The organism is Dactylosporangium sp. NPDC051485 (assembly GCF_040682015.1).
Taxonomy (GTDB): domain Bacteria; phylum Actinomycetota; class Actinomycetes; order Mycobacteriales; family Micromonosporaceae; genus Dactylosporangium.
Window position 1 is genome coordinate 43,562 of sequence record NZ_JBFAZW010000011.1, and the last position, 24,303, is coordinate 67,864.

Annotated in this window: 24 protein-coding genes and 1 pseudogene; 10 read left to right on the top strand and 15 right to left on the bottom strand. The window is 69.0% G+C overall.

Translation table 11 applies throughout. The features are described from left to right. The first annotated feature begins 15 nt into the window (after positions 1–15). The 3 genes from AB0M46_RS08495 to AB0M46_RS08505 are packed head-to-tail and all read left to right on the top strand — an operon-like array spanning position 16 to position 6,850. A complete protein-coding gene (locus AB0M46_RS08495) occupies positions 16–2,142 on the top strand; it encodes an AIPR family protein (RefSeq protein WP_363333848.1) in 2,127 nt (708 codons plus the stop codon). After that, positions 2,139–5,258, top strand: a complete 3,120-nt coding sequence (locus AB0M46_RS08500; RefSeq protein WP_363333850.1) for a type I restriction endonuclease — start codon at positions 2,139–2,141, stop codon at positions 5,256–5,258. The genes AB0M46_RS08495 and AB0M46_RS08500 overlap by 4 nt, the downstream gene beginning before the upstream one ends. Positions 5,259–5,278: 20 nt before the next feature. Continuing rightward, positions 5,279–6,850 carry a serine/threonine-protein kinase gene (locus AB0M46_RS08505; protein WP_363333852.1) on the top strand — a complete coding sequence of 524 codons (1,572 nt, stop codon included), beginning with the start codon at positions 5,279–5,281 and terminating at the stop codon, positions 6,848–6,850. Positions 6,851–6,885: 35 nt separating this feature from the next. Here the strand turns inward: AB0M46_RS08505 and AB0M46_RS08510 are convergent, their stop codons facing one another. From AB0M46_RS08510 to AB0M46_RS08520, 3 genes are read right to left on the bottom strand one after another with little or no spacing between them, the layout of a single operon-like run. Beyond that, on the bottom strand, positions 6,886–7,524 hold the full coding sequence (locus AB0M46_RS08510; RefSeq protein ID WP_363333854.1) for a hypothetical protein: 639 nt from the start codon (positions 7,522–7,524) through the stop codon (positions 6,886–6,888). A 7-nt stretch (positions 7,525–7,531) separates the two neighbouring features. Next, positions 7,532–8,716 (bottom strand): NUDIX domain-containing protein, encoded by a 1,185-nt coding sequence (locus tag AB0M46_RS08515; protein ID WP_363333856.1) that lies wholly within the window; start codon positions 8,714–8,716, stop codon positions 7,532–7,534. After that, complete coding sequence (locus AB0M46_RS08520; RefSeq protein ID WP_363333857.1) at positions 8,713–9,114, bottom strand: hypothetical protein; 402 nt, start codon at positions 9,112–9,114, stop codon at positions 8,713–8,715. The genes AB0M46_RS08515 and AB0M46_RS08520 overlap by 4 nt, the downstream gene beginning before the upstream one ends. On the opposite strand from AB0M46_RS08520, the gene AB0M46_RS08525 reads away from it, so the two are divergent. Further along, positions 9,094–9,261, top strand: coding sequence for a hypothetical protein (locus AB0M46_RS08525; RefSeq protein ID WP_363333859.1), 168 nt, complete (start codon positions 9,094–9,096; stop codon positions 9,259–9,261). The genes AB0M46_RS08520 and AB0M46_RS08525 overlap by 21 nt on opposite strands. 8 nt (positions 9,262–9,269) lie before the next feature. On the opposite strand, the gene AB0M46_RS08530 is transcribed toward AB0M46_RS08525, so the two are convergent. From AB0M46_RS08530 to AB0M46_RS08540, 3 genes are read right to left on the bottom strand one after another with little or no spacing between them, the layout of a single operon-like run. Further along, positions 9,270–10,268, bottom strand: a complete 999-nt coding sequence (locus AB0M46_RS08530; RefSeq protein WP_363333861.1) for a hypothetical protein — start codon at positions 10,266–10,268, stop codon at positions 9,270–9,272. Continuing rightward, the gene (locus AB0M46_RS08535) at positions 10,232–10,531 is read right to left on the bottom strand and encodes a hypothetical protein (protein ID WP_363333862.1); all 300 of its coding nucleotides are present in this window, start codon (positions 10,529–10,531) and stop codon (positions 10,232–10,234) included. Before AB0M46_RS08535 ends, AB0M46_RS08530 begins: the two co-directional genes overlap by 37 nt. After that, a complete protein-coding gene (locus tag AB0M46_RS08540; RefSeq protein WP_363333864.1) occupies positions 10,491–11,045 on the bottom strand; it encodes a class I SAM-dependent methyltransferase in 555 nt (184 codons plus the stop codon). The genes AB0M46_RS08535 and AB0M46_RS08540 overlap by 41 nt, the downstream gene beginning before the upstream one ends. 259 nt (positions 11,046–11,304) lie before the next feature. Here AB0M46_RS08540 and AB0M46_RS08545 point away from each other — a divergent pair, with 259 nt between their 5' ends. Genes AB0M46_RS08545 through AB0M46_RS08555 form a run of 3 tightly spaced genes read left to right on the top strand, consistent with a single transcriptional unit; the run spans position 11,305 to position 13,121 of the window. Further along, positions 11,305–11,856 (top strand): hypothetical protein, encoded by a 552-nt coding sequence (locus AB0M46_RS08545; protein WP_363333866.1) that lies wholly within the window; start codon positions 11,305–11,307, stop codon positions 11,854–11,856. 18 nt (positions 11,857–11,874) lie between these two features. Next, the gene (locus tag AB0M46_RS08550; RefSeq protein ID WP_363333868.1) at positions 11,875–12,654 is read left to right on the top strand and encodes a hypothetical protein; all 780 of its coding nucleotides are present in this window, start codon (positions 11,875–11,877) and stop codon (positions 12,652–12,654) included. Then, positions 12,651–13,121 (top strand): GNAT family N-acetyltransferase, encoded by a 471-nt coding sequence (locus AB0M46_RS08555; protein WP_363333869.1) that lies wholly within the window; start codon positions 12,651–12,653, stop codon positions 13,119–13,121. Before AB0M46_RS08550 ends, AB0M46_RS08555 begins: the two co-directional genes overlap by 4 nt. 20 nt (positions 13,122–13,141) lie before the next feature. On the opposite strand, the gene AB0M46_RS08560 is transcribed toward AB0M46_RS08555, so the two are convergent. Next, on the bottom strand, positions 13,142–14,194 hold the full coding sequence (locus AB0M46_RS08560) for an NAD-dependent epimerase/dehydratase family protein (protein WP_363333871.1): 1,053 nt from the start codon (positions 14,192–14,194) through the stop codon (positions 13,142–13,144). 311 nt (positions 14,195–14,505) lie between these two features. Here AB0M46_RS08560 and AB0M46_RS08565 point away from each other — a divergent pair, with 311 nt between their 5' ends. The 3 genes from AB0M46_RS08565 to AB0M46_RS08575 are packed head-to-tail and all read left to right on the top strand — an operon-like array spanning position 14,506 to position 16,760. Then, positions 14,506–14,898: a GPP34 family phosphoprotein gene (locus AB0M46_RS08565; RefSeq protein ID WP_363333873.1), complete on the top strand. Its 393-nt coding sequence runs from the start codon at positions 14,506–14,508 to the stop codon at positions 14,896–14,898. A 34-nt stretch (positions 14,899–14,932) separates the two neighbouring features. After that, positions 14,933–16,126, top strand: coding sequence for a hypothetical protein (locus AB0M46_RS08570; protein ID WP_363333875.1), 1,194 nt, complete (start codon positions 14,933–14,935; stop codon positions 16,124–16,126). Beyond that, a complete protein-coding gene (locus tag AB0M46_RS08575) occupies positions 16,086–16,760 on the top strand; it encodes a GNAT family N-acetyltransferase (RefSeq protein WP_363333877.1) in 675 nt (224 codons plus the stop codon). The genes AB0M46_RS08570 and AB0M46_RS08575 overlap by 41 nt, the downstream gene beginning before the upstream one ends. 167 nt (positions 16,761–16,927) lie before the next feature. Here the strand turns inward: AB0M46_RS08575 and AB0M46_RS08580 are convergent, their stop codons facing one another. The 8 genes and pseudogenes from AB0M46_RS08580 to AB0M46_RS08615 form a co-directional block, all read right to left on the bottom strand. Continuing rightward, positions 16,928–17,266, bottom strand: a complete 339-nt coding sequence (locus AB0M46_RS08580; RefSeq protein ID WP_363333879.1) for a hypothetical protein — start codon at positions 17,264–17,266, stop codon at positions 16,928–16,930. A 2-nt stretch (positions 17,267–17,268) separates the two neighbouring features. Then, entirely contained in the window at positions 17,269–17,586 is a 318-nt protein-coding gene (locus AB0M46_RS08585; RefSeq protein ID WP_363333881.1) for a hypothetical protein, read from the bottom strand. Continuing rightward, positions 17,583–18,089 carry a hypothetical protein gene (locus tag AB0M46_RS08590; RefSeq protein WP_363333883.1) on the bottom strand — a complete coding sequence of 169 codons (507 nt, stop codon included), beginning with the start codon at positions 18,087–18,089 and terminating at the stop codon, positions 17,583–17,585. Before AB0M46_RS08590 ends, AB0M46_RS08585 begins: the two co-directional genes overlap by 4 nt. A gap of 254 nt (positions 18,090–18,343) precedes the next feature. Then, on the bottom strand, positions 18,344–19,624 hold the full coding sequence (locus AB0M46_RS08595; protein ID WP_363333885.1) for a CBS domain-containing protein: 1,281 nt from the start codon (positions 19,622–19,624) through the stop codon (positions 18,344–18,346). A 30-nt stretch (positions 19,625–19,654) separates the two neighbouring features. Beyond that, the gene (locus tag AB0M46_RS08600; protein ID WP_363333887.1) at positions 19,655–21,289 is read right to left on the bottom strand and encodes an NRAMP family divalent metal transporter; all 1,635 of its coding nucleotides are present in this window, start codon (positions 21,287–21,289) and stop codon (positions 19,655–19,657) included. Positions 21,290–21,585: 296 nt separating this feature from the next. Next, positions 21,586–22,908, bottom strand: coding sequence for an alpha/beta hydrolase-fold protein (locus AB0M46_RS08605; protein WP_363333889.1), 1,323 nt, complete (start codon positions 22,906–22,908; stop codon positions 21,586–21,588). 43 nt (positions 22,909–22,951) lie between these two features. Then, a pseudogene (locus AB0M46_RS08610) lies at positions 22,952–23,089 on the bottom strand (glycosyltransferase family 2 protein); the annotation flags it as partial. A gap of 29 nt (positions 23,090–23,118) precedes the next feature. Beyond that, positions 23,119–24,294, bottom strand: coding sequence for a hypothetical protein (locus tag AB0M46_RS08615; RefSeq protein ID WP_363333891.1), 1,176 nt, complete (start codon positions 24,292–24,294; stop codon positions 23,119–23,121). Positions 24,295–24,303 lie beyond the last annotated feature (9 nt).

The window sequence follows — 24,303 nt, forward strand, 5'->3', positions numbered from 1 at the left end:
ACGCGGGAGGACTGAGTGTCGCAGCCGTCAGACACGTCGCGTCAGGTGCGAGTGATCTCAGAGGCACTTCGCCGAAGGTTTGAAGATCGTATCGACATCAGCGACTTCACTAATCCGAATCCCGAGGAGCGTCGGCGCGGCCTGCTCACGCGGGCTCTTGCGGCAGCGATTGCACACAGCCGCACGGGCTGCGGTGATCAGCAGGCGGCGTCGGCCGTCACTGACGGTGGTCAGGATTTCGGCATCGACGCAGTGGCCATCGCGGCAGGTGCGCCAAGGCTCTGGCTGATCCAGACGAAGTGGAGCGATGCGGGGACGGCAAATTTCCGCGAGCAGGACATTCTCACAATGGCGGACGGTCTCCGTAAGATCGACCATCGGGAGTTCGGACGGTTCAATCCCAAGTTCCAGCCCTTCGCTAACCAGATCGCAACAATTCTCGGAGATGTTCAGGCGCGCATCATGCTGACGATCGGGTTGATGCGCCAAGTGCCATTGCATGACAATGTTCTGCTGCGCCTGAAAGAGCTGCGGGATGAGTTCAACGCCCACGGTCAGTATCTCGATTTCGAGGTACTCTACATCGATCAAGTCTGGGACATGATCCGTAGCGTGGCGGAACAGGATCCGATTGACTTGAGTTTCGAGCTCGAGCGATGGTTCGAGCTGACTACTCCAATGCGCGCAGTAAACGGCGTCACAACCGCGGGCACTGTGGCGTCGTGGTACGCCGACAATAGCGATCTGCTGTTCCGAAAGAACATCCGGGAGTCGCTCGGCGTGACTCAGGTCAACGCCGACATCACCCGGAGCCTAACTGAGGAGCCCTACGAGTTCTGGTACCGGAACAACGGTGTGATCGTCCTCTGTGACACGCTCCGCCTAGTGCCCAAGAGCAAGACCTCTCCCTTCGGCTCGGCCACGGTCCACGCAACCAACGTCAGCGTAGTGAACGGCGCCCAGACGGTCGCCGCAATTGCAGACGCGGTCGAGAGTGGCGCCGAAACCGTACGCGAAGCCCTGGTCGGAGTCCGGATCATCGAGAGTTCGGACGAGACGACCAGCACGCAGATCACGAAGGCCACGAACACTCAGAATCATATCGAGCGACGAGACTTCGTCGCACTCGACGATGTGCAACTGGCGATTCGCGAGGAGTTCTCGCTGACTCTCGGTCTGACGTACGCGATCAGAAGGAGCGAGTTCGAGCCCTCGCCGGAGAGCGGCTGCACCGTCCGCGAGGCCGCGATTGCGCTGGCCTGTGCACACCCGGATCCGGGAATGGCACAGCGGATTCGCAGCAACGAGGATCTTTTGTGGGAAGAGGGCGCTCAGGGTGCCTACACCCGTATCTTCGGCGAGCGTCCACCCGCCATTCAGATCTGGCGTTCGGTTCAGCTGATGCGCAAAGTTCGTGACTCGCTGCACGCCATGCAAGAAAATCTGGAAGGCCGCGCCCAAGCCGTTGCCGAGCAAGGCCCGCTTATCATTACGCATATCGTATTTCAAGAGATGGGCCGCGACGGCATCGACGATATCGAGTATGACTGGGACGGTGTATTGGACCGCGTGCCGGACCTGGTCGACCGGGCCGTTCGATGGCTCGTCACCGATATTGACAGGCAGTTTGGTCAAAACTCGTTCATCGGACCGACACTCGCATCGGCCGACCGGATCCGGCCGTTGGTGCGGTCGGTGCTGCAGTCCTTCGAGCTTGGGGTAGCCGTGCCCGATCTCCAGCCGGAGTACCGTCCTGCGCCGCGGCAGCGTGCCAATAGGCGCCGCAACTCGGTACACATCCTGGTGGATGCTGCACGAATCAAGGACGGAATTCGCCTCAACTTCCAAGCGGCTACCGAGCCGGAGCGCGAGGGCCTTGCCGGGTGGCTTACAGAGGACGGCCGCAGGGGCTCGGTCACTTGGGTGAACGACCGGAGCCGGCCGTTGGTGTGGGCGGCAGACGGCAGGCGGTACACGCCGAGCGGGCTAGTCATGCGTATGTATGCACTCGCCGAATGGAGCGGCGCACCGGTCGCGGTTCAGGGGACTACGAGGTGGTTCCTCGACAATGAGTCGCTGGCATCGATGGCGCGCGCTGTTCTGCGTGAGACCGAGGACCCGGGCGAAGGGAAGGTCGAGTGAACGCGCACGTTTACATGGAAGAGGCGTTTGAGGCGACCATTGAGGTCGAGATGCTTGCGCGCGGTTGGGAACGGGGTGTACTTGGTTGCTACTCGTGCGAACTGGGGCTTGACACGAGCGAGCTCGAGACGTTTGTCGGGGCAACCCAGAAGAAGGCTTTCGAGAGGCTCGTCACGACCTACGGCGGCCTTCCGGAAGCGCAGCGGGAGTTCGCGAAGCGGGTCGCGGCCGAGATCGACAAGCGGGGCACACTCGATGTGCTGCGGAACGGAATCAAAGACCGCGGGGTGACGATCCAGTTGGCGTACTTCAGGCCAGGTCACACGCTTGCGGCCGGCGCGCTCGACGAGTACAGCGCGAATCGACTGACCGTGGTGCGGCAGCTGCGGTATTCGGCAAAGACCAGCGATGAGCTGGACCTCGCGCTGTTCGTCAACGGGATTCCGGTGGCCACGGCGGAACTGAAGAACCCGCTGACCGGGCAGGATGTCGAGGACGCGAAGGCGCAGTACCGCACAGACCGGGATCCGAAGGAGCCGCTGTTCGACAAGCGGGCTCTGGTGCACTTCGCGGTTGACCCGCACCTCGTTTTCCTCACAACGCGGTTGGCGGGAGAGCGAACGCGGTTCCTGCCGTTCAACGTCGGGTCGAGCGGACCGGGGGTCTCGGGTGGCGCCGGCAACCCGCCGGCGCCGGTCGACGGGTACCAGACCTCATACCTGTGGCAGGAGGTCTGGCAGCGGGACAACTTCCTGGAGCTGTTGCAGCGGTTCGAGCACGTCGAGGTGCCGAGGAAGGGCAAGGGCGACCCGCACACCAGTCCGAAGATCTTCCCGCGGTACCACCAGTGGCACGCGGTACGGGCGATGACGGCGCACGCGACCGAGAACAGGGCCGGGCACAACTATCTCATCGAGCATTCCGCTGGCTCAGGGAAGTCGAACACGATCGCGTGGCTGGCGCATCGGCTGTCCAACCTGCACAACGCGGCCAACGCTCCGGTGTTCGACAAGGTCATTGTGATCACCGACCGAGTAGTCCTGGACCGACAGTTGCAGGACACCATCTTTCAGTTCGACCACGTTGCCGGGGTCGTTCGAAAGATCGATGAGGACTCGCAGCAGCTCGCGGACGCGCTGACCGGGTCGACGGCGAAGGTCATCATCACCACGCAGCAGAAGTTTCCGTTCGTGCTGGACAAGGTCGCCGGGCTGGGTGGGCGGCGGTATGCGGTCATCATTGACGAGGCGCACTCGTCGCAGTCGGGTGAGTCCGCGAATGCTTTGAAGAAGGCGCTGGGACGGCACGGCTCAGATGACATCGATGACGACGGCGACCTGCTGACCGCCTCGGCGCTGGCACGGGGGCGGCACCCGAACCTGTCGTACTTTGCGTTCACAGCGACGCCGAAAGCCAAGACGCTTGAGTTATTCGGCACCCGCAATCCGGCGACGGGTAAGGACGAGCCGTTCCACGTGTATTCGATGCGGCAGGCCATCGACGAGGGTTTCATCCTCGACGTGCTGCGCAACTACATCACCTACCAGGCGCGGTGGCGGCTAGTCAACGCGGCAGTCGATGCCGCGGAGACGGCCGATCCCGAGGTCGATCCGAAGAAGGCCAAGGCGAAGCTGGTCCGTGCGGCCGAGTTGCACCCCGAATCGCAGGATCAGCGAGCGCAGATCATCGTCGAGCATTTCCGTACTGAGGTGGCCGACCGCATGGGTGGGCGGGCCAAGGCGATGGTCGTGACCCGGTCCCGTGAGCACGCGCTGAGGCTGTACCAGGCGATGCGGCGCTACCTCGACAAGCGGGGCATCGCCGACTGCGCCCCGCTGGTGGCGTTCTCGGGCACGCTGACACTTGATGGCCTCGATTACACCGAGCCGAAGCTTAACGGGTTCTCCGAGGCGGCGCTGCCGGACGCGTTCGCCTACACGAAGGCAGACGACCCGCAGGCCGTCGCCCGCAAGCAGGCCGAATATCGCATCCTGATCGTCGCCGAGAAGTACCAGACTGGGTTCGACCAGCCACTGCTGTGCGCGATGTATGTCGACAAGCCGCTGACGGGTGTCGCGGCGGTGCAGACGTTGTCGCGGCTGAACCGGACGCATCGGCTGAAGTCGCAAGACGACGTGTTCGTGCTCGACTTTGCCAACGAGGCCGAGGACATCCAGAAGGCCTTCAAGCCGTACTTCGAGACCACCATCACCGAACCGACCGACCCGAATCTGCTGTACGACAAGCAGCGCGACGTCATGGATCACCAAGTTCTGGTGTCGGCCGAGATGGACGCGTTCGCCGACGCGCTGCTGAGCGCCGAGCGGGACTCGGCGAGCGAGACGCAGCTGGAGAAGGCGCACGCCCAGCTCTACCGATTCCTGCAGCCGGCTGTCGACCGCTTCACCGATCTTGCCAAGCAGGACCGGGACCGAGCCGAGGAGTTCCGCTCGGCGGCGTCGGACTATGTGCGCGCCTACGGCTTCCTGGCGCAGGTGGTCGGTTACGCCGACCCGGATCTGGAGCGGTTGTACCTCTACACCCGGTTCCTGCTGCGTCGGCTGCCGCACGAGCCGGGCGCTGGCGTCGACATCGGCGAGACCACGCTGAGCCATCTGCGTATTGACAAGATCGGCGCCCACGACATCGCACTGCAGCCGTCTGGTGCGCATCTCATTCCGGGGTTCTCGCCCGATGGCGGCGCCGCGAAGGTGGTGGAAGAGAAGCCGCTGAGTGAGGTGATCGAGGAGCTTAACGACCGGTTCGGCTTCGACCTGAGCTCGTCGGATCAGATCCTCATTGCGCAACAGATCATCAGCCTCGCCGAGGACGAGAAAATGCAGGCGGTCGCGCTGAACAACGACCTCGCCAAGTTTGGCCAGGTCGCCGACCCCGAGTTGGATAACATCGTCGCCCGCAATCATGACCGCAACACCGCGTTCGTTGGCCGGTACTTCGACAATCCCGAGTTCCAGGCCGCGGTGAAGGCAGAAGCGCGGCGCCGCGCGTACAACCTGATCCTGAGCCCGGCACGAGCCGAAGCGTTGCGAAAATTGCGTTCGCAGGTTTCCGCGAAGACGGCCAGTCATGAGACAGTTGCCAACGGCAACGGCTGACTACCTGGGCGGAGACGTGTGTGAGCCAGTCGATTCCCACTGACGAGTGGGTCTTCGCGAACCGCTATCGCGTCGACGCGCCCATCGGTCGCGGCGGCATGGGCGAGGTCTGGAGTGGATACGACCAGCAGCTCGACCGCCGCGTTGCAATCAAGCTGATGCACCAGGTCCCCGGACAGACCCTTCAGCCGGGCAGCCCGGAGGGGCAGGTTCTCGCCGATGCCGCCGCCGTCGACAGGGAGCGGTTCCTTCGGGAGATTCGCACGACTGCGCGGCTGGAGTTGCCCGGAATCCCGTCCGTCTATGACTTCGGTGTGGACGAGTCAACCGGCCGTATCTACCTGGTCATGCAGTTGCTATTTGGTCAGACCCTGGCCGAACTGATCAAGGTAAGGGACTACGCCGACGACCCGTGGCCGATCTCGTGGGCGGCCGCCATCGCGGCACAGGTCGCTGCCACGCTCGTCGACGTCCACCGCGTTGATGTCGTGCACCGCGACATCAAGCCGTCGAACCTGATCGTCACCGGTGACGGCCTGGTCAAGGTGCTCGACTTCGGCGTCGCCGTGCTGCACGGTGCAAGCGCCCTGCCGAGGTTGACGCAGATCGGGATGACCGTCGGCAGCCCGCCCTACATGCCTCCCGAGCAGGTCCTTGGCAATCCGGTTGGTCCGTCCAGCGACGTCTACGCCCTCGGCTGCGTCCTACACGAGATGCTCACCGGTCGGGTGCCCTTCGTCGAGACGACCAGCCGCTCCCACCGCGACCATCACGTCAACACGCCCGCCGCGTCCATGCGTACCGTCCGCGGCGACGTGCCGTCCGCCCTGGACGAACTCGTCCTCGCTATGCTCGCGAAACAGCCCGGCGACCGACCCGACGCCGACACCGTGTACGACGGCTTGCTACCGATTGCGAGGTCGGAGGGTCCGGATGCCATCGGCGAGCGTGATCCTCGCCGGCCGTTTGTGCGTCCGCTGGCGCCCGCCCGGCGGCCCCGCAGCGCTACCCCGGCGGGTGCTCGTGCAGCGGCGCCGTCGTCCGAACTACTGACGGCGGAGGAGGCTCTGGACGTTTTGGACCGTGTCGCACAGCTTCTTCAGGACCAGCAGCTGCAACACGCCATCGACCTGCTGGATCGGGCCGCGGCTCGTCCCGTGGACGATCCCGATGTGGCACGGCAGATCCAGATTGATCTGGGCACCACGCTGCATATCGCCGACGAGCACAGCCGGGCCGCCGCGGTCTTGGACGCTGTCCTACCCACGTTCGACGGCGAAGACGGCGATATGGCCTTGTTGTACTACTACGCGGGCGTGAGCCACGCCGAGATCGGCGAGACCGGGTCCGCCGTTGAGTACCTCACTCGCTTCCTAGCCATTATCGGCGCAGATCAGGACGACCAGCTCTACCGCGATGCGCTGTACCAACTCGGCATGCTGCTGGCTGCGGACGGCCGCACTGAAGACGGGCTGCGGTACCTCAACCAACTGCGTCCCATACTTGCGGCAGAGTACGGCCCGCAGTCGGTTCACGTAACGACGCTCGATCGCCGGATCGCCCAGATTCGCCTACGCTCCGCCAAGGGCTGACCGTCCGTCACTGAGGTCTTGGCGAGCCGAACGGCTCAATGCGCCGAGAGCCGGAGGACCTTTCGGATGGTCCCTACGTTGACTGTGACGTTCGCGGTGGCGTCGAGTTCGATCCGCTGGACGCCCAGCCACGGTGGCTCGGTCTCGAAGTGGTGCAGGAATGCCCTGAGGTAGTGCAGGTACCGAACATCGGTCCGTTCGCTGTGGCTGAGGCGGTACAGGATGGCGTCGTAGCTGGTGACGCGGAGTTCGGCCGTCATGCAAGCGGTGGCCTCTGCGGTTTGCATGACGGCCGCCTTCAGCCGTTTGACGGCCGGGTGAGGATCGTAGGCGGCGTTGGCTGAGCGTCCGGTGGCGAGGTGCGCTCGGGCTGATGCAGCGACTGTCCGTGGTCCCCGGTCGACGAGGACCACGTTGTCGGGTTCGGCCGCTCCGAGGTGTTGCCTGATGTGGTCGAGGCGGTGGATGCAGGCGTCGATGAGGGCGGCGGCGATCTCCTCGGCAGGGGTGCTGGTGACCCAGGAGGCGAAGTCGGCGGCGTCGGTGACAGCTGGCAGGTAGTGCCAGAGCGGGTCAGCGATGTGCACCGGTTGGGTGGGTAGGGTTCGCGCGAGGTGGTGGATCAGGGTGGTCTTTCCGGCGCCGTCGACGCCGTCAACGAAGACGACCGGCATCGAGCGCTCACCCGGTCGGTGACGTGGTGGCCACGGTGTCGGAGCTGGCGAGGTCGAGCAGTTCGGTGAGGGCGTCGGGGACTCGTGTGGCGAGGTCGGCGGCGGTGCTGGCCGGTTCGGCGCCGGCCCGCCGGAAGGCGTCGTAGTCGTTGAGTAGGGCGCCGAGCTGGCTGCCCGGCCAACGTTGTTCGAGGGTTCGCACGACGTCCGGTAGGCGCAGCGAGCCGTCCGGATCATGGTTGGTGACGATGGTGCGGGCCGTGCTGCACGCGAGGGACAGCTGGCGCCGGGCGATGTTCGACCGGACGTCGCCGTGGGTGGCGAGGTGGTGCAATAGTTGCAGGCCGCGTCGCAGGTCGACAGTCTCGGGGGCGATTGCGGGGGCCGTGCCGGCGATCACGGGCAGGTCGATGCCGACACGGCGCAGCGCGGCTTGCAGTTTCATGTCGTACACCGCCCCCGCGGACCGGACGTCGTGCCCGCGCTCGTCGGCGAGGTGGAGCGACACCCTCGTGCTATGGCGGGCGCCAATCTCGTTGAGCAAGTCCGTCAGCGCGGCGGTAAGTTGTGAAGCGGCGGGCAGGCCCCAGCCGATCAGGTCAATGTCGCTCCAGCCTTCGACGTAGTCGCCGCGGGCGGCTGAGCCGCACACGCCGATGCCTGCCTCCGGCTGGTCGGCAAGGAGAACTGCGGCCCGGTCGGCGACTTCCCGGATCGCCCGGTCGAGCAGTGCGCTGAACGCCAACGGTCGATCTTGCCGCCAGGCAACGATGTCCGCGGCTCGTTGCAGGTATTCGTCGAACCCGGCGTGGCTGGCCTCGTGGCCGGCGGCTTCGAGGTCGACCCAGCGGGCGGCGCTGAATCCTTCTTCGCGGCGGGCGAGGGTGCTGGTGTCGTCGGCGGCGAAGAGGAACCAGTCGACGGTTTTCGCGGCGGGGGTGCCGTCGTTGTCGGTGAAGTGGTACGCCTGCTGGCCGAGGTAGCCGGCGTAGCTGGTGTGGTGGAGGCCGGTCTCCTCGGCGACCTCGCGCAGGGCGGCGGCCAGCGGTGCCTCGCCCGGCTCCAGCCGCCCCTTCGCTGCGACCGTCTGCCGTTCGCCGGTTGCGCGCACCTGGTCCAGCAGGAGGGTGCGGGGTTGGTGCAGGTCCGTGGTCACGACGATCGCCCCGGCGGAGGCGTACTGGCGGATCACGTCATCTCCTCTGTGTTCGTGCCGCTCGTTGCTCTGGTCATGACGGCGTCGAGCCTGGCGATGAAGGCTGCATAGTCGCCGTCGTTGTCGATCCAGTCGTTCGTGATCGAGCGCCACCGCGGCCACTGCTCGGCTACCCGTTTCCGGGCGTCCTTCTGCGCGATGGTGGCGGCGGCCTCGTCCGGGCTGATCCCGGCTGCCGCGGTCAGCCTGGCGATGCGGTTGGCGTGTGTCGCTGTGATGAAGACTATGCGAGCCGGCCCGGTCCAGGCTCGTTTGGTCGCCTCGGCGAGTTCGGCGTCGATGAAGCTCTCGATCAGCAGTGTGCGTGGATCGCCGGGCTCGGGCAGTTCACGTACCAGATCCAGGAACTCCCGATGGTCGAAGCCTTCGCGCATTGGTACACCCTCGTGGGTGACCGGCCGGCCGGTGCTCAGTTCGGCGAGGATGGACCGGATCTTGATTCGGCGAGCGTGATGCTGCTCCGCGAGGTGGCTCCCGGCGCTGCTCTTGCCGGATTCGCTGGTACCGGCGAGCAGGATTAACGGCGGTGTCATGCCAGCAGTTCCGTGCACCGGGCACTGGCGGCGGTGACGCTGATAGGTAGGTCGGCCGGGGCGCCGATGCCGACCCGAATGACCGGCACGGTCACAAGCGCGTCGAGCACCCGCTTGGCGTCGTGCACGAGCACGGCCGGTCGGGTGTGCAAGGGTGCACCATCAGCGGTGGCGAGGTGATCGGGGGAATCGAAGATCGAGACGTGATCAAGGCGCGGATCGACGAGCTTGCGCAGGTGGTCGGTGACCGCACAGCGCAGCAGGCGGCGCACCTCGACCGGGGAGACGTCTACGGTCTCACCAGCTGGTAGTCCTCGATCCGGTATCAGCATCATCCGCACGGCGTCGGCGTTGACCGCCGTGGTGGCGATGCCGGTGAGGTCTCCCGCGAACAGCAACCGGCGGTCGACGTTCCCGGGTACCAGGTGCGCTGCCATGTCGCTGCGGACGTGCCACGGCCATTGCGGTGCGGCCAGAACGGTAACATGCTGGCCAGCGATCGTGACGAATGTGAACTCGTCAACCATCAGCTGTCCGTGTCTGGCGGCGAGTCCCATCGCGAGTGACGTCTTGCCTTGACCGAGGCCGCCGTCGACCACGGCGATCGCACAGTCGGTGGAGATCATGACGGCGCCGCCGTGCAGCAGCGCGGTCGGCATTGCGACCTGCGGGTCGGCTGCTTCCAGGAAGGCGACGCCTCGGGCGAGTGCTTGCAGCAGGCCGATCTCGATCGTGGCCTGATCACGCTCGGTTCGAGCAGGCGGAAGGGTCAGAGACATGGTCTTGCGATCCGGGTCCATGACGAGCCGGGCCTGTTCGCCGGCAATTGCCAGCAGGTGATATCTGCCGGGTAGATCGACGGCTTCGTCGGAGATGCGGTCCACGAACGCTCCGACACCGCGGTTGGCGCGATGGTCGAGGTGGAGTTCGACGCCGATGTCGCCGATGCGTACCAGCCTCATGACGGTCGGCCCGGTTTCGTTGCCGCGAGCCACATCGAGTAGCCGCCGTGACGCGGACGTACCGGCACCAGCGCGCCGGCCATCAGCGACGCCTCGCTGGTGACGATGGCGTGCGAGCCGAGGTTGGTTGCGGCGGCGAGCTGGAGCAGCTCGCGGACCGTGGTGAGGTGGGCGTATCCGGGCGCGGCGCCATGGGCCTTGTTCGCCAGGTAGAGGATGTCCCGCGCCGGGATCGGCGTCGAGCGCTGCCTACCTTCACCGTGCCAGCGCAGCAGCCGCGACCATTGGTCGAGCATGTTCGCGAGCCGCACCAGGCCGAACCGGGCCCCGGTAGTGCCAGTTGAACGCTTCGACCAGCACGCAGCCGCCTGGTGCGCAGACCCGCCACAGCTCGGCCAACGCCCCAATTCGCTCGGCGAGCGTTGGTAGGGCATTGAACGAAAAGCGTAGGCACCACACCTGGTCGAAGCTCTCGTCAGGCAGCGGGAGGTCGGTCATGCTGGCGCAGACGAATGCGGCGTCGGGGCAGGTCTGCCGGGCGACGTCGATGGCGGCTTGATTGATGTCCACGCCGAGGATCTGGCCGCCGCGCGCGGTGATCGCCTTCGCAACCCGGCCTGCACCGCACCCGGCATCCAAGATGCGCGTGTTACGGCCGTACCGATCGAACAGGCGTTCCTCGCACGGACGCAGCGGGGCGTTGCTGTAGAAGTCGGTCTCGCCGGCGCAGTGCAGCTGATTGAGCGCTCGGATCATCTGCCCGTACCCGTCTTCGGACAGCTGCCGTTCGAGGGTCTGGTTCACGGCCATGTCGACGGTCCCTTTCATCAGGCATCGAGTCCAGCAGCAGCCGGCCCTTTCGAGGCAGGGCGACCAGCGGTGAACATCGGGAACTCCGAACACCAACCCGTGAACGTCGTGAACTTCGGTCCGCCGCCAAATTCGGTACCACATTGCTGTCACGGTTCGGCTACTGTGCGATGACACCGATCGGGAGGAATCGATGAGTGATCCGCCCGCGGCACTGGCCGACCTGCTGCGGCTGGCCGACTGGGGACCGCGTCAGCTGGTGAACGCGATCAACGCGCGGCTGTCCAGCCAGGGCCGGGACCGCCTGCGGTTGGACCCGACTGCCGGCTACTCATGGACCAACCGGGGATTCCGGCCGCGCCCGCCCATCCCCGATGCCGCTGCCGCGGTGCTGACCGACCGGCTCGGGTTTGCCGTCACCGTCGAACAACTGTGGCCCACTCACGGGACTGCTCCCGGTACGCGATCGGCGGCAATTGGCCTGGACACGCTCACGCACCTTGACGATCTCGTCCGGGAGCTCAGCCAGCTGACCACGACCTCACCGACGCCGCGCAGTCCCGTCGAGGACGCCTCGGGTGCGGATCTCACCGCTGCGGTCCTGGACCAGTTGCGTGGCGCCGTACTGGTCGCCCGGAACCGAGCCGGTCGCGAGCGGGTGCTACCCGAGCAGGTTGACCTGATCGAAGCGCATGTTGCCGGGCTGCGTCGGTTGGACGACCGGCACGGCGGCGGTGCGCTCAGCCTGCGCTATGTGGGCGCCGAACTGCGCAACGTCGTGGATCTCGTCGAGTACGCCAACTACGACTAGACGACCGGCCGCAGGCTCTTGGCGATCGTTGCCGATCTCGCCCAACTGCTCGGCTGGCTGCACTTCGACTCCAGCCGCTACGGTTCGGCCGAGCGGTATCTGCTGCTCAGTGTAGGTGTGTGCCGGGCACTCGAGGCACGGGACCGGGCGGCGAACGCCATCGGGATGCTCAGTTACGTGTCGGCGTTCGCCGGCCATGGACCCCAGGCCGTGCGGCTCGCTGAGGCCGCCGCCGCGGAATGCCGCACCACCGACCCGACACTGCGGGCCCGCCTGCTCGGCCGGGAAGCCACGGCGGCAGCGGCCGACGGCGACCTGGCCCGGTACCGCCGCTGTGCCGAACGGGCTGCCGAACTGCTGGACCGCGCACGCACGTACAACGGGCCATCGTTCCTGTACTACCTCAATCCGATGCAACTTGCCGCCGAGGCCGGCCAGGGCCTGGTGGTGCTCGCCGAACGCACCACCACGAGCCGCAAACGGCTGCTCTCCGAGGGCATCGGACTTCTCACCGACTCGGTGGCGAAGATGACCGCGCCCAGCGATGCCGGGCACCCTACGTACGCCCGGTCGGCCCTGCTGCACACGACCTTCCTGGCCCGGGCCCAGCTGATCAACGGCGACTTGCCCGAAGCCGTCGACGCGCTGCGAACCGGGATCGGCCTGTTACCGGTCGTGCAGTCGCCACGTGGGCGCAACTACCTGCGGCAACTTCGGCCCGCGCTGGCGCGCCGGTCGCGTTCCCCGATCGCCGCCGAGTTTCTTCCGCAGTTCGATGAGGCATTATCAACTGTATGACGAACGATCTCCCCGCACCGGCGAGTTGTGCTGAGCCGGCCGGTGAGGCTTCCTTCGTCCGGCGCCCGGTCGACCACCCCGACGCAGCGTGGCTGCTGGCCGCCTTCTATCAGGAACAACAGGGCCGATACGGCTTCGCTGACTCCGTCGACCTTGCGCCGCACGAGTACCTGCCGCCGAACGGATTCTTCTTCGTCGCCTACCGGCACAGCCGGCCAGTCGGGTGCGGCGGGTGCCGCTGGTACGACCGGGAGACCGCCACCGTCGAGCTGAAAAAGACGTTTGTGGCTCCGGGCGCGCGTGGCCGGGGCATCGGCAACGCCTTGCTCACCTGCCTGGAGGACGCCGCGGTCGCGTCGGGCGCGCGCCGCGTCATCCTGGAGACCGGCGTTCGCAACACGGCCGCGCTACAGCTGTTCACCAAGTTCGGATACGAGCCAGCGGAACGATACGTCCCCGGGACGTGATCCGTCGATCAACCGAGCCTTCACGAAGACCCTGACCGATGCCCTCCTTCGGCCCGGTCGAGCCACCACCCGGTGATCGCCGACTCCTTGCCCGGCGCGATCCCATGCTCAGCGAACCGCTCATGTTCCACGGCACGACCGCCGTCCCGCAGCCACGCCCACGTGTCGCCAACCGTGTCGGCGAGCGGCCGACATCGCAGCCCGACGGCGTGAGCACGGTCGACCTTCATGCCCCACGGAGCTGCGGCGTTGCGCCATAGCGGCAGTTCCGTCCACTGCGTGACTCCCTGGCCCATCAGCCAGTCCTCGTCGGCCCAGACCAGGTCCACCGGCCGTTCGGCAGACCCCGCGGTCGCCTCGATGCACGCCTGAAGCATTCCGCCGTACGTCGCCGCCTCCGGCTGGGGCGCCACGTTGAACAGCCCTGACTTTCGCGTTTCGACGCATTCCAGCAGAAATATCGCCAGGTCGCGCGCATCGACCGGCTGGATCGCCCGGTCGGGGCCTGGCGCCAAGACCTGACCGCCTCGTCGCATCCGGCCGAGCCACCAGGGCAGTCGTCCCACGTACTCGTAGGGGCCCAGCACCACGTGCGGCCGAAGCACGAGCAGCCGCTGCGCCCCGAACGCCTCCTCGCTGGCGATCTCACATCCGACCTTGAGCGGACCGTACGCATCCGGATCCCAGCGGCGCACACCTGGGTCGTCGTCGGCAGCGGCGTCCCAGACTGCAGATTCCTCATCGACTTCGGCGTGGGGCCAATCCCGGTAGGCCGAAATGGTCGAGACGAGCGCGCAATGACCTGCGACGTCCGCGAGTACCTGCGCATTCCGCCGAACCACGGCCGGAATACTGCCGCTCACATCGATGACGACGTCCCAGGGCCCATACCGCGCCAGCGCCCGGACATCAGCCGCCGACTCCCTGTCCCCGGCGATGCGCTGCACGCCGCCCGGAAGCGGCGCCGGAGTGACGCCCCGGTTGAACACCGCCACGTCGTGACCTCCGGCCGCCACCGCGTCGACCACAGCCCGGCCGACAAACCACGAACCGCCCAGCACCAGTACCCGCACCGGTCCATTGTCGTCGCCGTCCTCGCACAGAAGCGCGTCCGGATGGAGAGTTCACGGACTTCACGCGGACCTCTCCAGCGTTCCCGCTGTTCACGGCTGTCAATGGTTCCGACCCCTGCGCATTCCTGATCGACTGGTCATCGCGACGGCCGTCGCCATCCCATGCATTCGGCGGCGGCCATCCGACACAGCCGGCCCGGGGCGGGCGCGGCGCCGAACGGACCGCTGCCTCCCACGGCCCGTTCGGCAGAAGCCCGCCCGCCTCGGCGCCACCCACGACGTCCCAGTCACCGCCGCGGAGACGGCTGCCGGTGCAGGTGTGGCTGCGGCACCTGGCGCAGACCGCGTACGAATCGGTCGCCGGACGGATCGTGCGGCAGCGGCTGGCCGTGCGGGTCGAGGATCGCCGGCTGCTGGGCCGCCGCTCCCGCACCGTGCACCGGCCGGTCGACCCCAACACCTTCGGGTGGCCGGCGGCGCGGCTGCACATCTTCCTGCTCGAACAGCGGGTGTTCACCGACTCCGACGTCATCCTCGCCGGCCTGGCCAAGGTCACCGGCCTGCACGTGCGGGCACTGGAGGGCGGAGGGCCCACCGCCGAGCGGTACCTCGACGCGCAGCTCGCCGCGGCCCGGCCGCTGTACCGGCAGCTGCTCACGCACACCGCGGCCGTTGTCGGGTCCACGGTCATGACCGGCCGCTGACCCTACTCAATTCTCTGGAATGAAGGAGTACATCGTGTCCGTCCCTATGCAGGCACCGGTCCAGCGCGGCCGGCCCAGCAATGTCCTGGCGTCGCTGGAACGCACCCGGCTCGGTCTGGGGCGGCTGGTCGCGTCGGCGTTCGCGGCGGTCGCCCCGGCGACCGTGGTCTTCGGCGGCGCCACCGGCGGCTGGGCGGTCACCGGCGTCGTACAGATGCCCCTGGTGTACATCGCGGTCGCGGTCGTGCTGGCGGTGTTCTCGGTCGGGTACGTGGCGATGTCACGCCAGATCGTCAACACTGGGGCGTTCTACAGCTACATCACCGCCGGGCTGGGCCGCATTCCCGGCGTGGCCGCGGCGATGACCGCGCTTCAGGCGTACACCGTGATGCAAGTCGGCCTGGCCGGTGCGTTCGGCTACGGCCTGCACCAGACCCTGCTCGCCTTCGGCCACGACGTCCCGTGGTGGCTACTGTCCGGCGCGGCGTGTCTGGTCGTGGCCGTGTTCGGCCTGCTGCGGGTCGACCTGTCCGGGACGATCCTGGCCGTCCTTCTCGCGGCCGAGCTGGTCATCGTGCTGGTATTCGCCGCCGTGCACATCGCCCACCCGGCGAACGGCGTGACGACGTTCGACGCACTGTCCCCGGTGCACCTGTCCCTAGCCGGGTACGCGGTTGCCGCGTGCGTCACCATCGCGGGCTACGTGGGGTTCGAGTCGGCGTTCGAGCGGTTCAACAGCGCCGGGGCGCCAATCTGGGGGTCGTTGATCCAGACGCTGCTGGCCGCCGCCACGGTCGTGCTGTTCGCGGCACGGGGCTGGGATCCGTTCCTGGTGCTGTTCTTCGCCGGCACTGTCCTCGGTGGGTTCGGCGTGCTGCTGCTCATGACCGTGACGTCGGCCGCGGTCACGGTCTACTTCGCTCACCAACGCCACCGCCGCGACAACTTCGGCATCTGGCCGACGTTCGTGGCGCCGGTCGTGGCCGCCGTCCTGCTCACGGTCGTGACCGTGCTAACGGTGCGACACTTCGACCTGCTGGTCGGCGTGCCGGCGACGTCGGCCTGGCGGTACACGCTGCCCGCAAGCTTCGCCGTCACAGCGGTGGTGGGCGCCGCCCGGGCCGTCTATCTGCGCGCCGCTCGGCCCTCGGCGTATGCCGGCATCGGCCAGGGCGCTCCCGATCTCGGTGCCACGGCCCAGGTCGACGATCAGGGACGGAGCCGGTGACGAGGCCGCAGATCTCTGGATCGCGGGTCGGGCCGATCACAGCCTGCTCGCTGTCGCGCTGGCCGAGTCGTTCCATGACGGTGACCTGGCCCGCTGGCTGGTTCCCGACCCGCACGAACGGGCCGCGATCTACCCCGGCTACTTCGGGCTGCTGCTGGACGGCTTCCTCGCCCGGCCCAGCGTGCGGATCGAGGTGGCCGGCAGCTTCCACGGCGTCGCGATCTGGGTCGACGTCACAACCCGGTTTAGCCTGCCCATCCCCGACTACGAGCGACGCCTCGCTGCCTCCTGCGACCCGCACACCGACCGATTCGCCGCCCTCGACGCTGCGATGGAGCATCGCCATCCCTTCGGACCGCATGAGTACCTCGCCTACCTGGCCGTGGTTCCCAAGCACCATGGCCAGGGCATCGGCTCCCTGCTGCTGCGGCACCGACTGACCCGCCTAGACGCGGCCGGCCGTACCGCCTATCTGGAGGCCACTGGCGACCGCAACGTCGCCCTGTACCAGCGCCACGGATTCCGCGAGCTCGCGTCGATCCCGATCGGTGACGAGGTCGCGTTGCGCCCGATGTACCGCGAACCCAATCCTGACCTGCGTGATCCGCCGCGCAACCGACGTGGCCCGTCCTGAGCCGGGTGCGGCCCCGACCTGTGCCAGTCGGGGACCCAGCCAGCGGAGACGCCGGTTGGGCGACCGGCGTCTCCGCAACGGTGGGGCCACACGGCGACTGCGCCGCCTTGTCGATCCCCGCGATCGATAGGAGGCCGCCCGCCCCACCTGGGTCGTCCGCACCGCGTTCACCTCGCAGCCCGCGCGGTGCGGGCGGCCCACCCAGCCTCACCTCCAAACCCCGCAAGAGACAGAGAGAGGCCCGACGACGATGGTCCGATTCGGCGGACACCACGCTCGACCGCATGCCATCCGGCCACCCCTACACCCTCGACGACCGGCAGCACACCGGCCTTGCCGTTGACCCAGTAACCCGGGTGCGGCGGAGCCATCTGCGGCTGGTCGCCGTACACCCGGCCCTGCGTGTCGACGTAGCGGGCCCAGATGTCGTCGATGACGTCCATCGCGCCGGTCTTCAGGTTCCACCGCACGCCGCGGGCCAGCACCCAGTCGCCGGTGATGTCCATCATCAGTACGCTGCGGGCGTCGGCCGGCACGGGCAGCTGACGCAGCAGCCGGCCGGTGCGGTCCAGACGACCGGCGCCGAGTCGGACAGCTCGCTGTCCTTGCGCTCGACGTAGCCGGCGGCGATGCCGTCCTCGTTGATGGCGACGGCGCGGGCGGTGAACCCGGGCGGCGCCTGCAGCGGCCGCAGCTGCTCGCCGGCCGGCCCGACCGACGCGGGGCCGGACCGGTCGTCGCCGATCACGTCGCCGCGGGAGTTCGCGGCCTGGACGGTCGGCAGCGGGGTGAACTTCCCGCCGCTGTAGCGGCCGCCGCGGGTCACGAAGTCGCCGTTCGTGGCGACCGCGAGGACCTCGCGGTGTCGCCCTGTGGGGCGATGCGCTCGACGTGGCCGTCGACCGAGCGCAGGTAGTCGCCGAACGCGTTGTCGCCGACCTGCTCGCGGCCGACGCCGACCCGCCCCGTGGGGTCGAACACGAACGTCTTCACGCTCTTGGCGTCGACGCCGAGCGCGGTCTGGTCGCCGGGGACGCAGGAGACGCCGGGCGTGGCGGGCGCCTTCGTGTAGGCGGCCACCGGCGGCAGCACCGCGAACGGCGTCGCCGGCCTGGTCGCCGCGGGCCGCTGCGGCGGCCCGGCCGCGACGATGGCCCGGTTGACCACCGTCGCCACGGCGAGCACGGCCAGGCAGGTGAGTCCGGCGAGCGCCGCCGCGCGGGCGCGCTTGCGGCGCCGGCCCGCCCGCACGGCCCGGCGCAGGTCCACCCTGGTCGGTGGCAGTTCGTCGATCATCAGGGGCTGTAGCAGCCCCGGCCCGTCACGCATCGTGAGAGCCGCCTCCCCGCTCTGTCGGATGATCCTGTCACTGCTCAGAGACCCCCGGTCCAGGTCCGGGTTGGGCGCGATTTCGCCGCCGCGCATGAGGCGCGGTTTTCTGCAGCGACGGCGCCTGATGTGGGAGTAATACGGCGGCCGCGTGAACTTGTCCCGCGCGAAGCAGCGGTCGTCGTGGGTGGCGTCGCTCGCGACAGCGGCTCACCCGCCGCTCGTGCCGGTGCTGCCCGGCTGATCGCGTGGGATCAGGCGGCGGTGTTGTGGTGGTGCGGGGCGGGCTCGCGGCGGCGCCAGTTGTCGGGGATGGTCTCGTCGAGGACGTCGTCGATGGTGATCACGCCGATGAGGCGGCGGTCGTCGTCGACCACCGGCAGGGTGCTCAGGTTGAAGTCGGCCATCAAGGTGGCGATCTCGATCTGGTCGGCGTCCGCGGTGACCGTGACCGGGTCCGGCTCGGCGATGGCCCGAAGGGGTCTCGCCGGGTCGGCCCGCAGCAGGGCGACCAGACCGATCGTGCCCGTCAGGCGCCCGCCGGGGTTCACCGTGTACAGGTTGGCGAGGGCCTCGGGCTGGGTGGCGGTGGCGTTGCGGACGGCCTGCACCGCCTGCCGCGCGGTGGCGTCCTCGGGCAGGGCCAGGACGTCCACGCCCATGAGGCCCCCGGCGGTGGCGGCGTGGTAGTGCAGCAGGTAGGTGACCGTGGCCCGGCGATCGTCGGGCAGGAGCGCCAGGACCCGCCGGCGGCGGTCCTGCGGCAGCCCGGCGACGGCGTCGGTCGCATCGTCGGCGCGCATGTGCGCGATCACCTCGGCGACCTCCGCGTCGCTGCGGCCCGAGAGCAGGTGGCTCTGTTGGTCCTCGTCGAGCTCTTCGAAGACGTCGGCCTCCAGCTCGGGGTCCGTGTGGACCTGAGTGAGGATCTCGCGTTGCTCCGGTGCGGAGGCGTTCTCGAGGAGGTCGGCCAGTTCGGCGGCCCTGAGGCGGCGCAGCCGGACCAGGGGGTGGCGAATGTGCAGGGACGCCTGGTGGCCGATGAGCGGCTCGAACCCGAGCCAGTCGCGAAACGGATGGCGCGGATGGTGGCCGGGGCGGTGCAGCCAGCGCAGGCGGTGGACGTCGACACCGGAGAGCACCCAGACGCCGGACGGGCCGGCGGTCAGTTCGATGTCGTGGGCGTGGACCAGCCGGGCGGTGGTGGTGTCCAGCAGGCGGTGCCCCAGCACGTCGGCGTGCAGGAGCACCTCTCCCTCGCGGCGCTGGAAGGCGCGCAGGTCGACGCGGGCGCTGACGAGCTCGACGCGGTCGGGCCGCCAGGCGCGCACCACGGCTGCGGGAATGAAGACCCGCCGCCGGCCGAACTCAGCGACCAGGCCGGTGACCGGCGGGTAGCCGCCCTCGGCGGGCAGCCGGACGATGACGTCGACCAGGCGTCCCAGTCGCTGGCCGCGCGCGTCGATCGCGGCGGTCCTCAGCAGCCGGGACAGCACGAGTCTTCGGGTGAGGGCGGGATCGGGGGCGGAGGGCATGAGGAGGACCCCTTTTGGCGGGTTCAGCTTCTAGTGTGCCAGCGCGAGCTGGGCCACCCGGACCACGACGAGCGCGACGGCGACGATCAGATAGCCGCGCAGTACCGCCAGGCCCAGCCGGCGCCCGGGCGACAGGCGCGGCCGCTCCAGCAGGGCCAGCGGCGGCATCCGCCACGACTCCCGCTGCGAGCGTTCGATCGGCACGGTGTCCCGGGCAGGGTGGCGGCGGCGCGCGGCAATCAGCCAGGCCGCGCCGGCCACGCCGAGCAGGGCGCCGGCGGCGAGGATGGCCAGCATCTGGGCCAGGGTGATACCCGGGTAGAGGACACTGGCGGTCAGGACGACCGACATCATGACGAGCGCGCCGATGACGGCCGACGTGAACAGGTTGGTGGCCCGGCCGTTGACCCATGGCCCGAGCACCGCGCGGTCGTTGCACAGCAGCAGCAGGAACACCGTCGCCGAGGGCAGCAACACGCCGGCGAGGGTCTGCACCCCCTCGGTCAGCAGCCCGAGCGGGGAGCCCGGGAGCACCACGATGATCGCGGAGAGCAGCAGCAGCGCGGCGAACACCGCGTAGAAGGGCTTGGCCTGCCGCGCCGTGCGGTGCAGCGAGTGCTTGAGGCCGAGCACGTCGCCGATGGCGTACGAGGTGGACAGGGCGACCGCCGCCGCGCCGATGATCGACGCGTCGATGAGCGCGATCGCGAACAGGATGCCCGCCGCCTCGTGGACGTATCGGCCCAGACCGGCGGCGACGCCGGCCGCGTCGGTGAACTGTCCGTACCCGGCCCGGCCGGCGAACGCGGCCGCGGCGGCGCACATCATCGCCGCGGCGCCGACCACGACGATGACGATGCCGATCCACAGGTCGACCTTCTCGTAGCGGATGAACCGGGGCGTGATCCGCTTGTCGATCACGTAGGACTGCTGGAAGAACAGCTGCCACGGCGCGATGGTGGTACCGACGATCGCGATGATCAGCAGCAGTACCGTGGACGGTTCGCCGCTGGGCAGGCCCGGCACGACGAGGTCGCGACCGACCTGCCTCAGGGGCGGGTGGGCCATGACGACGACCGGGACCAGCGCCAGGGAGCCGGCCACCAGGGCGAGGCAGGCCCGTTCGAACCGCGGAAACGAGCCGGTGCTCGCCGCCGCGATCACCGCTGCGACGGCCAGCAGCACCCCGGGGATCCTGGGCAGGCCGAGATAACCCAGCCCGAGGCTGATCCCGATGAACTCGGTGACGATGGTCAGGGCGTTGAGCGCGAACAGGTCGATCACGCTGAACGCGCCCCAGAACCGGCCGTAGCGCTCCAGGATGAGCCGGGCGTGCCCCACCCCGGTCACCGCACCGAGCCGCAGGACCATCTCCTGGTTGACGTACAGCACCGGCACCAGCAGCAGCAGCGTCCACAGCAGGCGGGTGCCGTAGTTCTGCCCGGCCTGGGTGTAGGTGCCGAACGCCCCGGCGTCGTTGTCGCCCACCATCACGATCAGGCCGGGGCCGACGATCGCCAGGAGGGTCTTCAGCCTGGCCGGCAGCCCGGGCCGGTCGCCGGTGTCGTGCGCCGCGATGCTGCCCAGCGCGCCCCGGATCTCGCCGGTGTGCGTGGGATCCAACGCCGTCTGCCCGCTGGCGGTACGTGCGTGCGTTCCCGCCATAGTGCATCCCCTTCCCGCCCGGGACGGGACTGAGGCGGCACACACCGGCGGAGCCGGCGCTGGTGCACGCGTCGCTCAACGAGGGGACTGCGCCGTACGTCCGAGCGGAGAGCCTGGCCGGCGGGTGCCGCGAGCGATCCAAGGACGATGAAGAACACCAGTCGGCGGACAACATCCGTCGGGACCGGAATCCACTGCGCTCGCCTCCCTTCGGCTCAATGACTCGCACCAGAACACCTCTCTGAGCCTACGTCGGGGCGGCGACCGATGTGGTGCTGCAGCGGCGCACGCCCCTGTCAGCGGATCCCCAGACCCTGGGCGAGCTGTGGCAGGACCTGGGCGAAGGCCGTGCGGGCGAATTGCCAGTTGTGCCCGCCGTCGCCGGTGAACTCGTGGGATGTGACCCCCGCCGCGGCCGCGGCCTGCGCGAGCTGATGGGCGGCGACGATCCCCCTGGGGTCGTCGGCTCCCGCGGCGAACCAGGCGCTGACCTGGTCGTACCGTCGGGTGGCGAGCAGGTGCACGGGGTCGTGGGCGCGCTCGGCGGCGGCGGAGCCGTCGAACAGCGTGAACAGGGTCGTGCGCGGGCCGCGCAGCGTCGGCCGCGCCTCACCGCCCAGGTCGACGAGGTGCCGGAATACGCCGGGGTGGCGCAGCACGATGTCGGTCGCGCAGGTACCGCCCTCGGAGAAGCCGACGACGGCCCACGCCGTGGCGTCGTGCCGGACGTGCAGCGTGCCGGTGACGAACGCGGGGATGTCGGCGGCGAGGAAGGTCTCGGCGTTGCCGAGCGGCCCGTCGACGCACTCCGTGTCCCGGTACGTCCCGCCGTTCTGGTCGACGAAGACGAGTACCGGCGCGACTCCGTGGTGACCGGCGGCGTAGCCGGCGGCGGTGGTCACCGCCCCGCCCGCCTGCGGCCACTGGCCGGTCCAGCCCGGCACGCCGGCCAGCACCACCACCACGGGCAGGTTCGGGCGCTCGGCGGTGAAGTAGGCCGGCGGCAGGTACACGTATCCGGGCCGGTGCTGGAAATGCGAGACCGTCGCCGGCATGTCGTACTCGCCGAGCAGGCCCCGCTCGCGCACGGACGGCCGTGGCGCCCGCACCGCCCGGTCGAGTGCGCCTCCGCCCAGCGCGTTCGTGTGCCCAAGAAGGTCGCCGACCTTGGGCCAGACGGCATACACCTGATCGACGAGCAGCAGGCCGCCGGCGAGCATCAGCGGCACCGCGCACACGGCGGCGATCCGGCGCACGAGGCCCGGGCGGGCCAGCGCGAGCGGCACGCCGGCGATGGCCGCCACGGCGAGGGCGAACCAGACGGCGAAGACCGGCGGGTAGCGGTCGCGGATCGTCGCGGTCACCCGCAGGGTCACCACGGTCGCGACGGTGAGCGTCAGCGCCGAGCCCCACAGCAGCGGCAGCGTGCGGGTCAGCCAGCGCGGGTCCCGGCGGGACCAGGAGGCGACCAGGGCGGCGAGGCCGAGCAGTTCGATCGCGGTGGCCGCGGCCGGGTTCAGCAGCGGTACGCCGTCGAAGAGCCCGGCGCCGGTGGCCAGGACGAGGCCGACGAGCACCGCGACCACGGCCCAGATGGTGCTGCGGTGCAATCGGTTCATGGGATCACCGCCTCGTCAGTGCGCGGCGGTGACCCAGCCACGCAGGGGCCGGCAGCGGGCCGCGGCCGAACTGGGCCCGCAGCGCGGTGAGCGACGGCCTGCCGGTGATCGCCTCCCGGACGAGCCGCGCGATGCCCTCGAGGTCGGCGACGGCGGTGGCGAGGATCGCGTCTGGCCGATCGCGCGCGGGGCCGGACATCGGTCACCGCCTCACCTCAAGAGGTCGTAGATGGTGACGCCGTCGATCGTGGCGGCCGGGTAGTGGTGCTGGATCCAGCCGGCGATCTGGGCGCTGTCGCTCACGCGGGTGCCGCCGAAGGCGCGGGCGAACGGATCGCTGATGAAGTAGTGGATCCGCTTGGCGGCGACATCCCGCTGGAACTGCGCGAGCGTCGGCGTTGGGTCGGTGCCACTGAAGCCACCGACCGCCATCGCGGGCCGCCCCGTGGCCAGCTGATAGGTCGCCGCACCGCGGGAGCCGACCGTCGCGACGACCCAGGTGTACGCGCCGGCGTTCTGCGCCAGCAGCGCGCGGACCCGCGGGTCGGGCGCGCGGTAGACGAGCAGTCGCGCCATGTCCATGCCGCCGAGCCGCCCGGCGCGGGCCCCGGGCACGGCGGGCCCCGCCGATACGAGCGGGCCGGACCGTGGCGCCGCGACGGTCTGCAGGGAGTACGCCACCGGGCCGGCGAGGACGGCGACGAGGGCGGTGGCCGCGGCGAGCGGCGCGAGCAGCGCCGTTGGGCGGCGGTCGCGACGAGCCGGGCGCGCCGACAGTGCCAGCGCCGCCGCCGCGAGCAGTCCGGTCACCGCGACCACGGCGCGCAGCCACGGATCGAAGGCGGCGCTGCGATCGAGGAGCACGCAGGACCAGACGGCGGTCCCGGCGACCACCGCGGCCAGCAGGTTCGCGCCGGCGCGGTCGCGGCGCAGTCGCCAGAGGGTGTGTGCGCCCATGCCGGCCAGCGCGGCCACCGCCGGGGCGAGCGCCAGCGTGTAGTACGGGTGGAAGATGCCGTGCATGAGGCTGAGGACCAGTGCGGTCGCCACCAGCCATCCGCCCCACAGCGCGTATGCGGCCCGCCACCGCCCGGCCTGCGTGGGTGCCGCGGCGCTCCTGCCGGAAAGCGCGAAGCCGGCCAGGCACAGCAGCAGGGCGGCGGGCAGCAGCCAGGCGATCTGTCCGCCGGTCGCGGCGTCGAACATCCGGCCCCAGCCGGGCCCGTCGAAGCCGAAGCCGAAGCGCCGCCCGTCGAAGCCGGCGATCTCGTTCCCGGTGAGCCGGCCGAGGCCGTTGTACCCAAGGGCCAGTTGCAGGACGTTGTTGTCGGTGGAGCCGCCGACGTACGGGCGGTGCCGGGCCGGCGTCAGCTCGACGATCGCCACCCACGATCG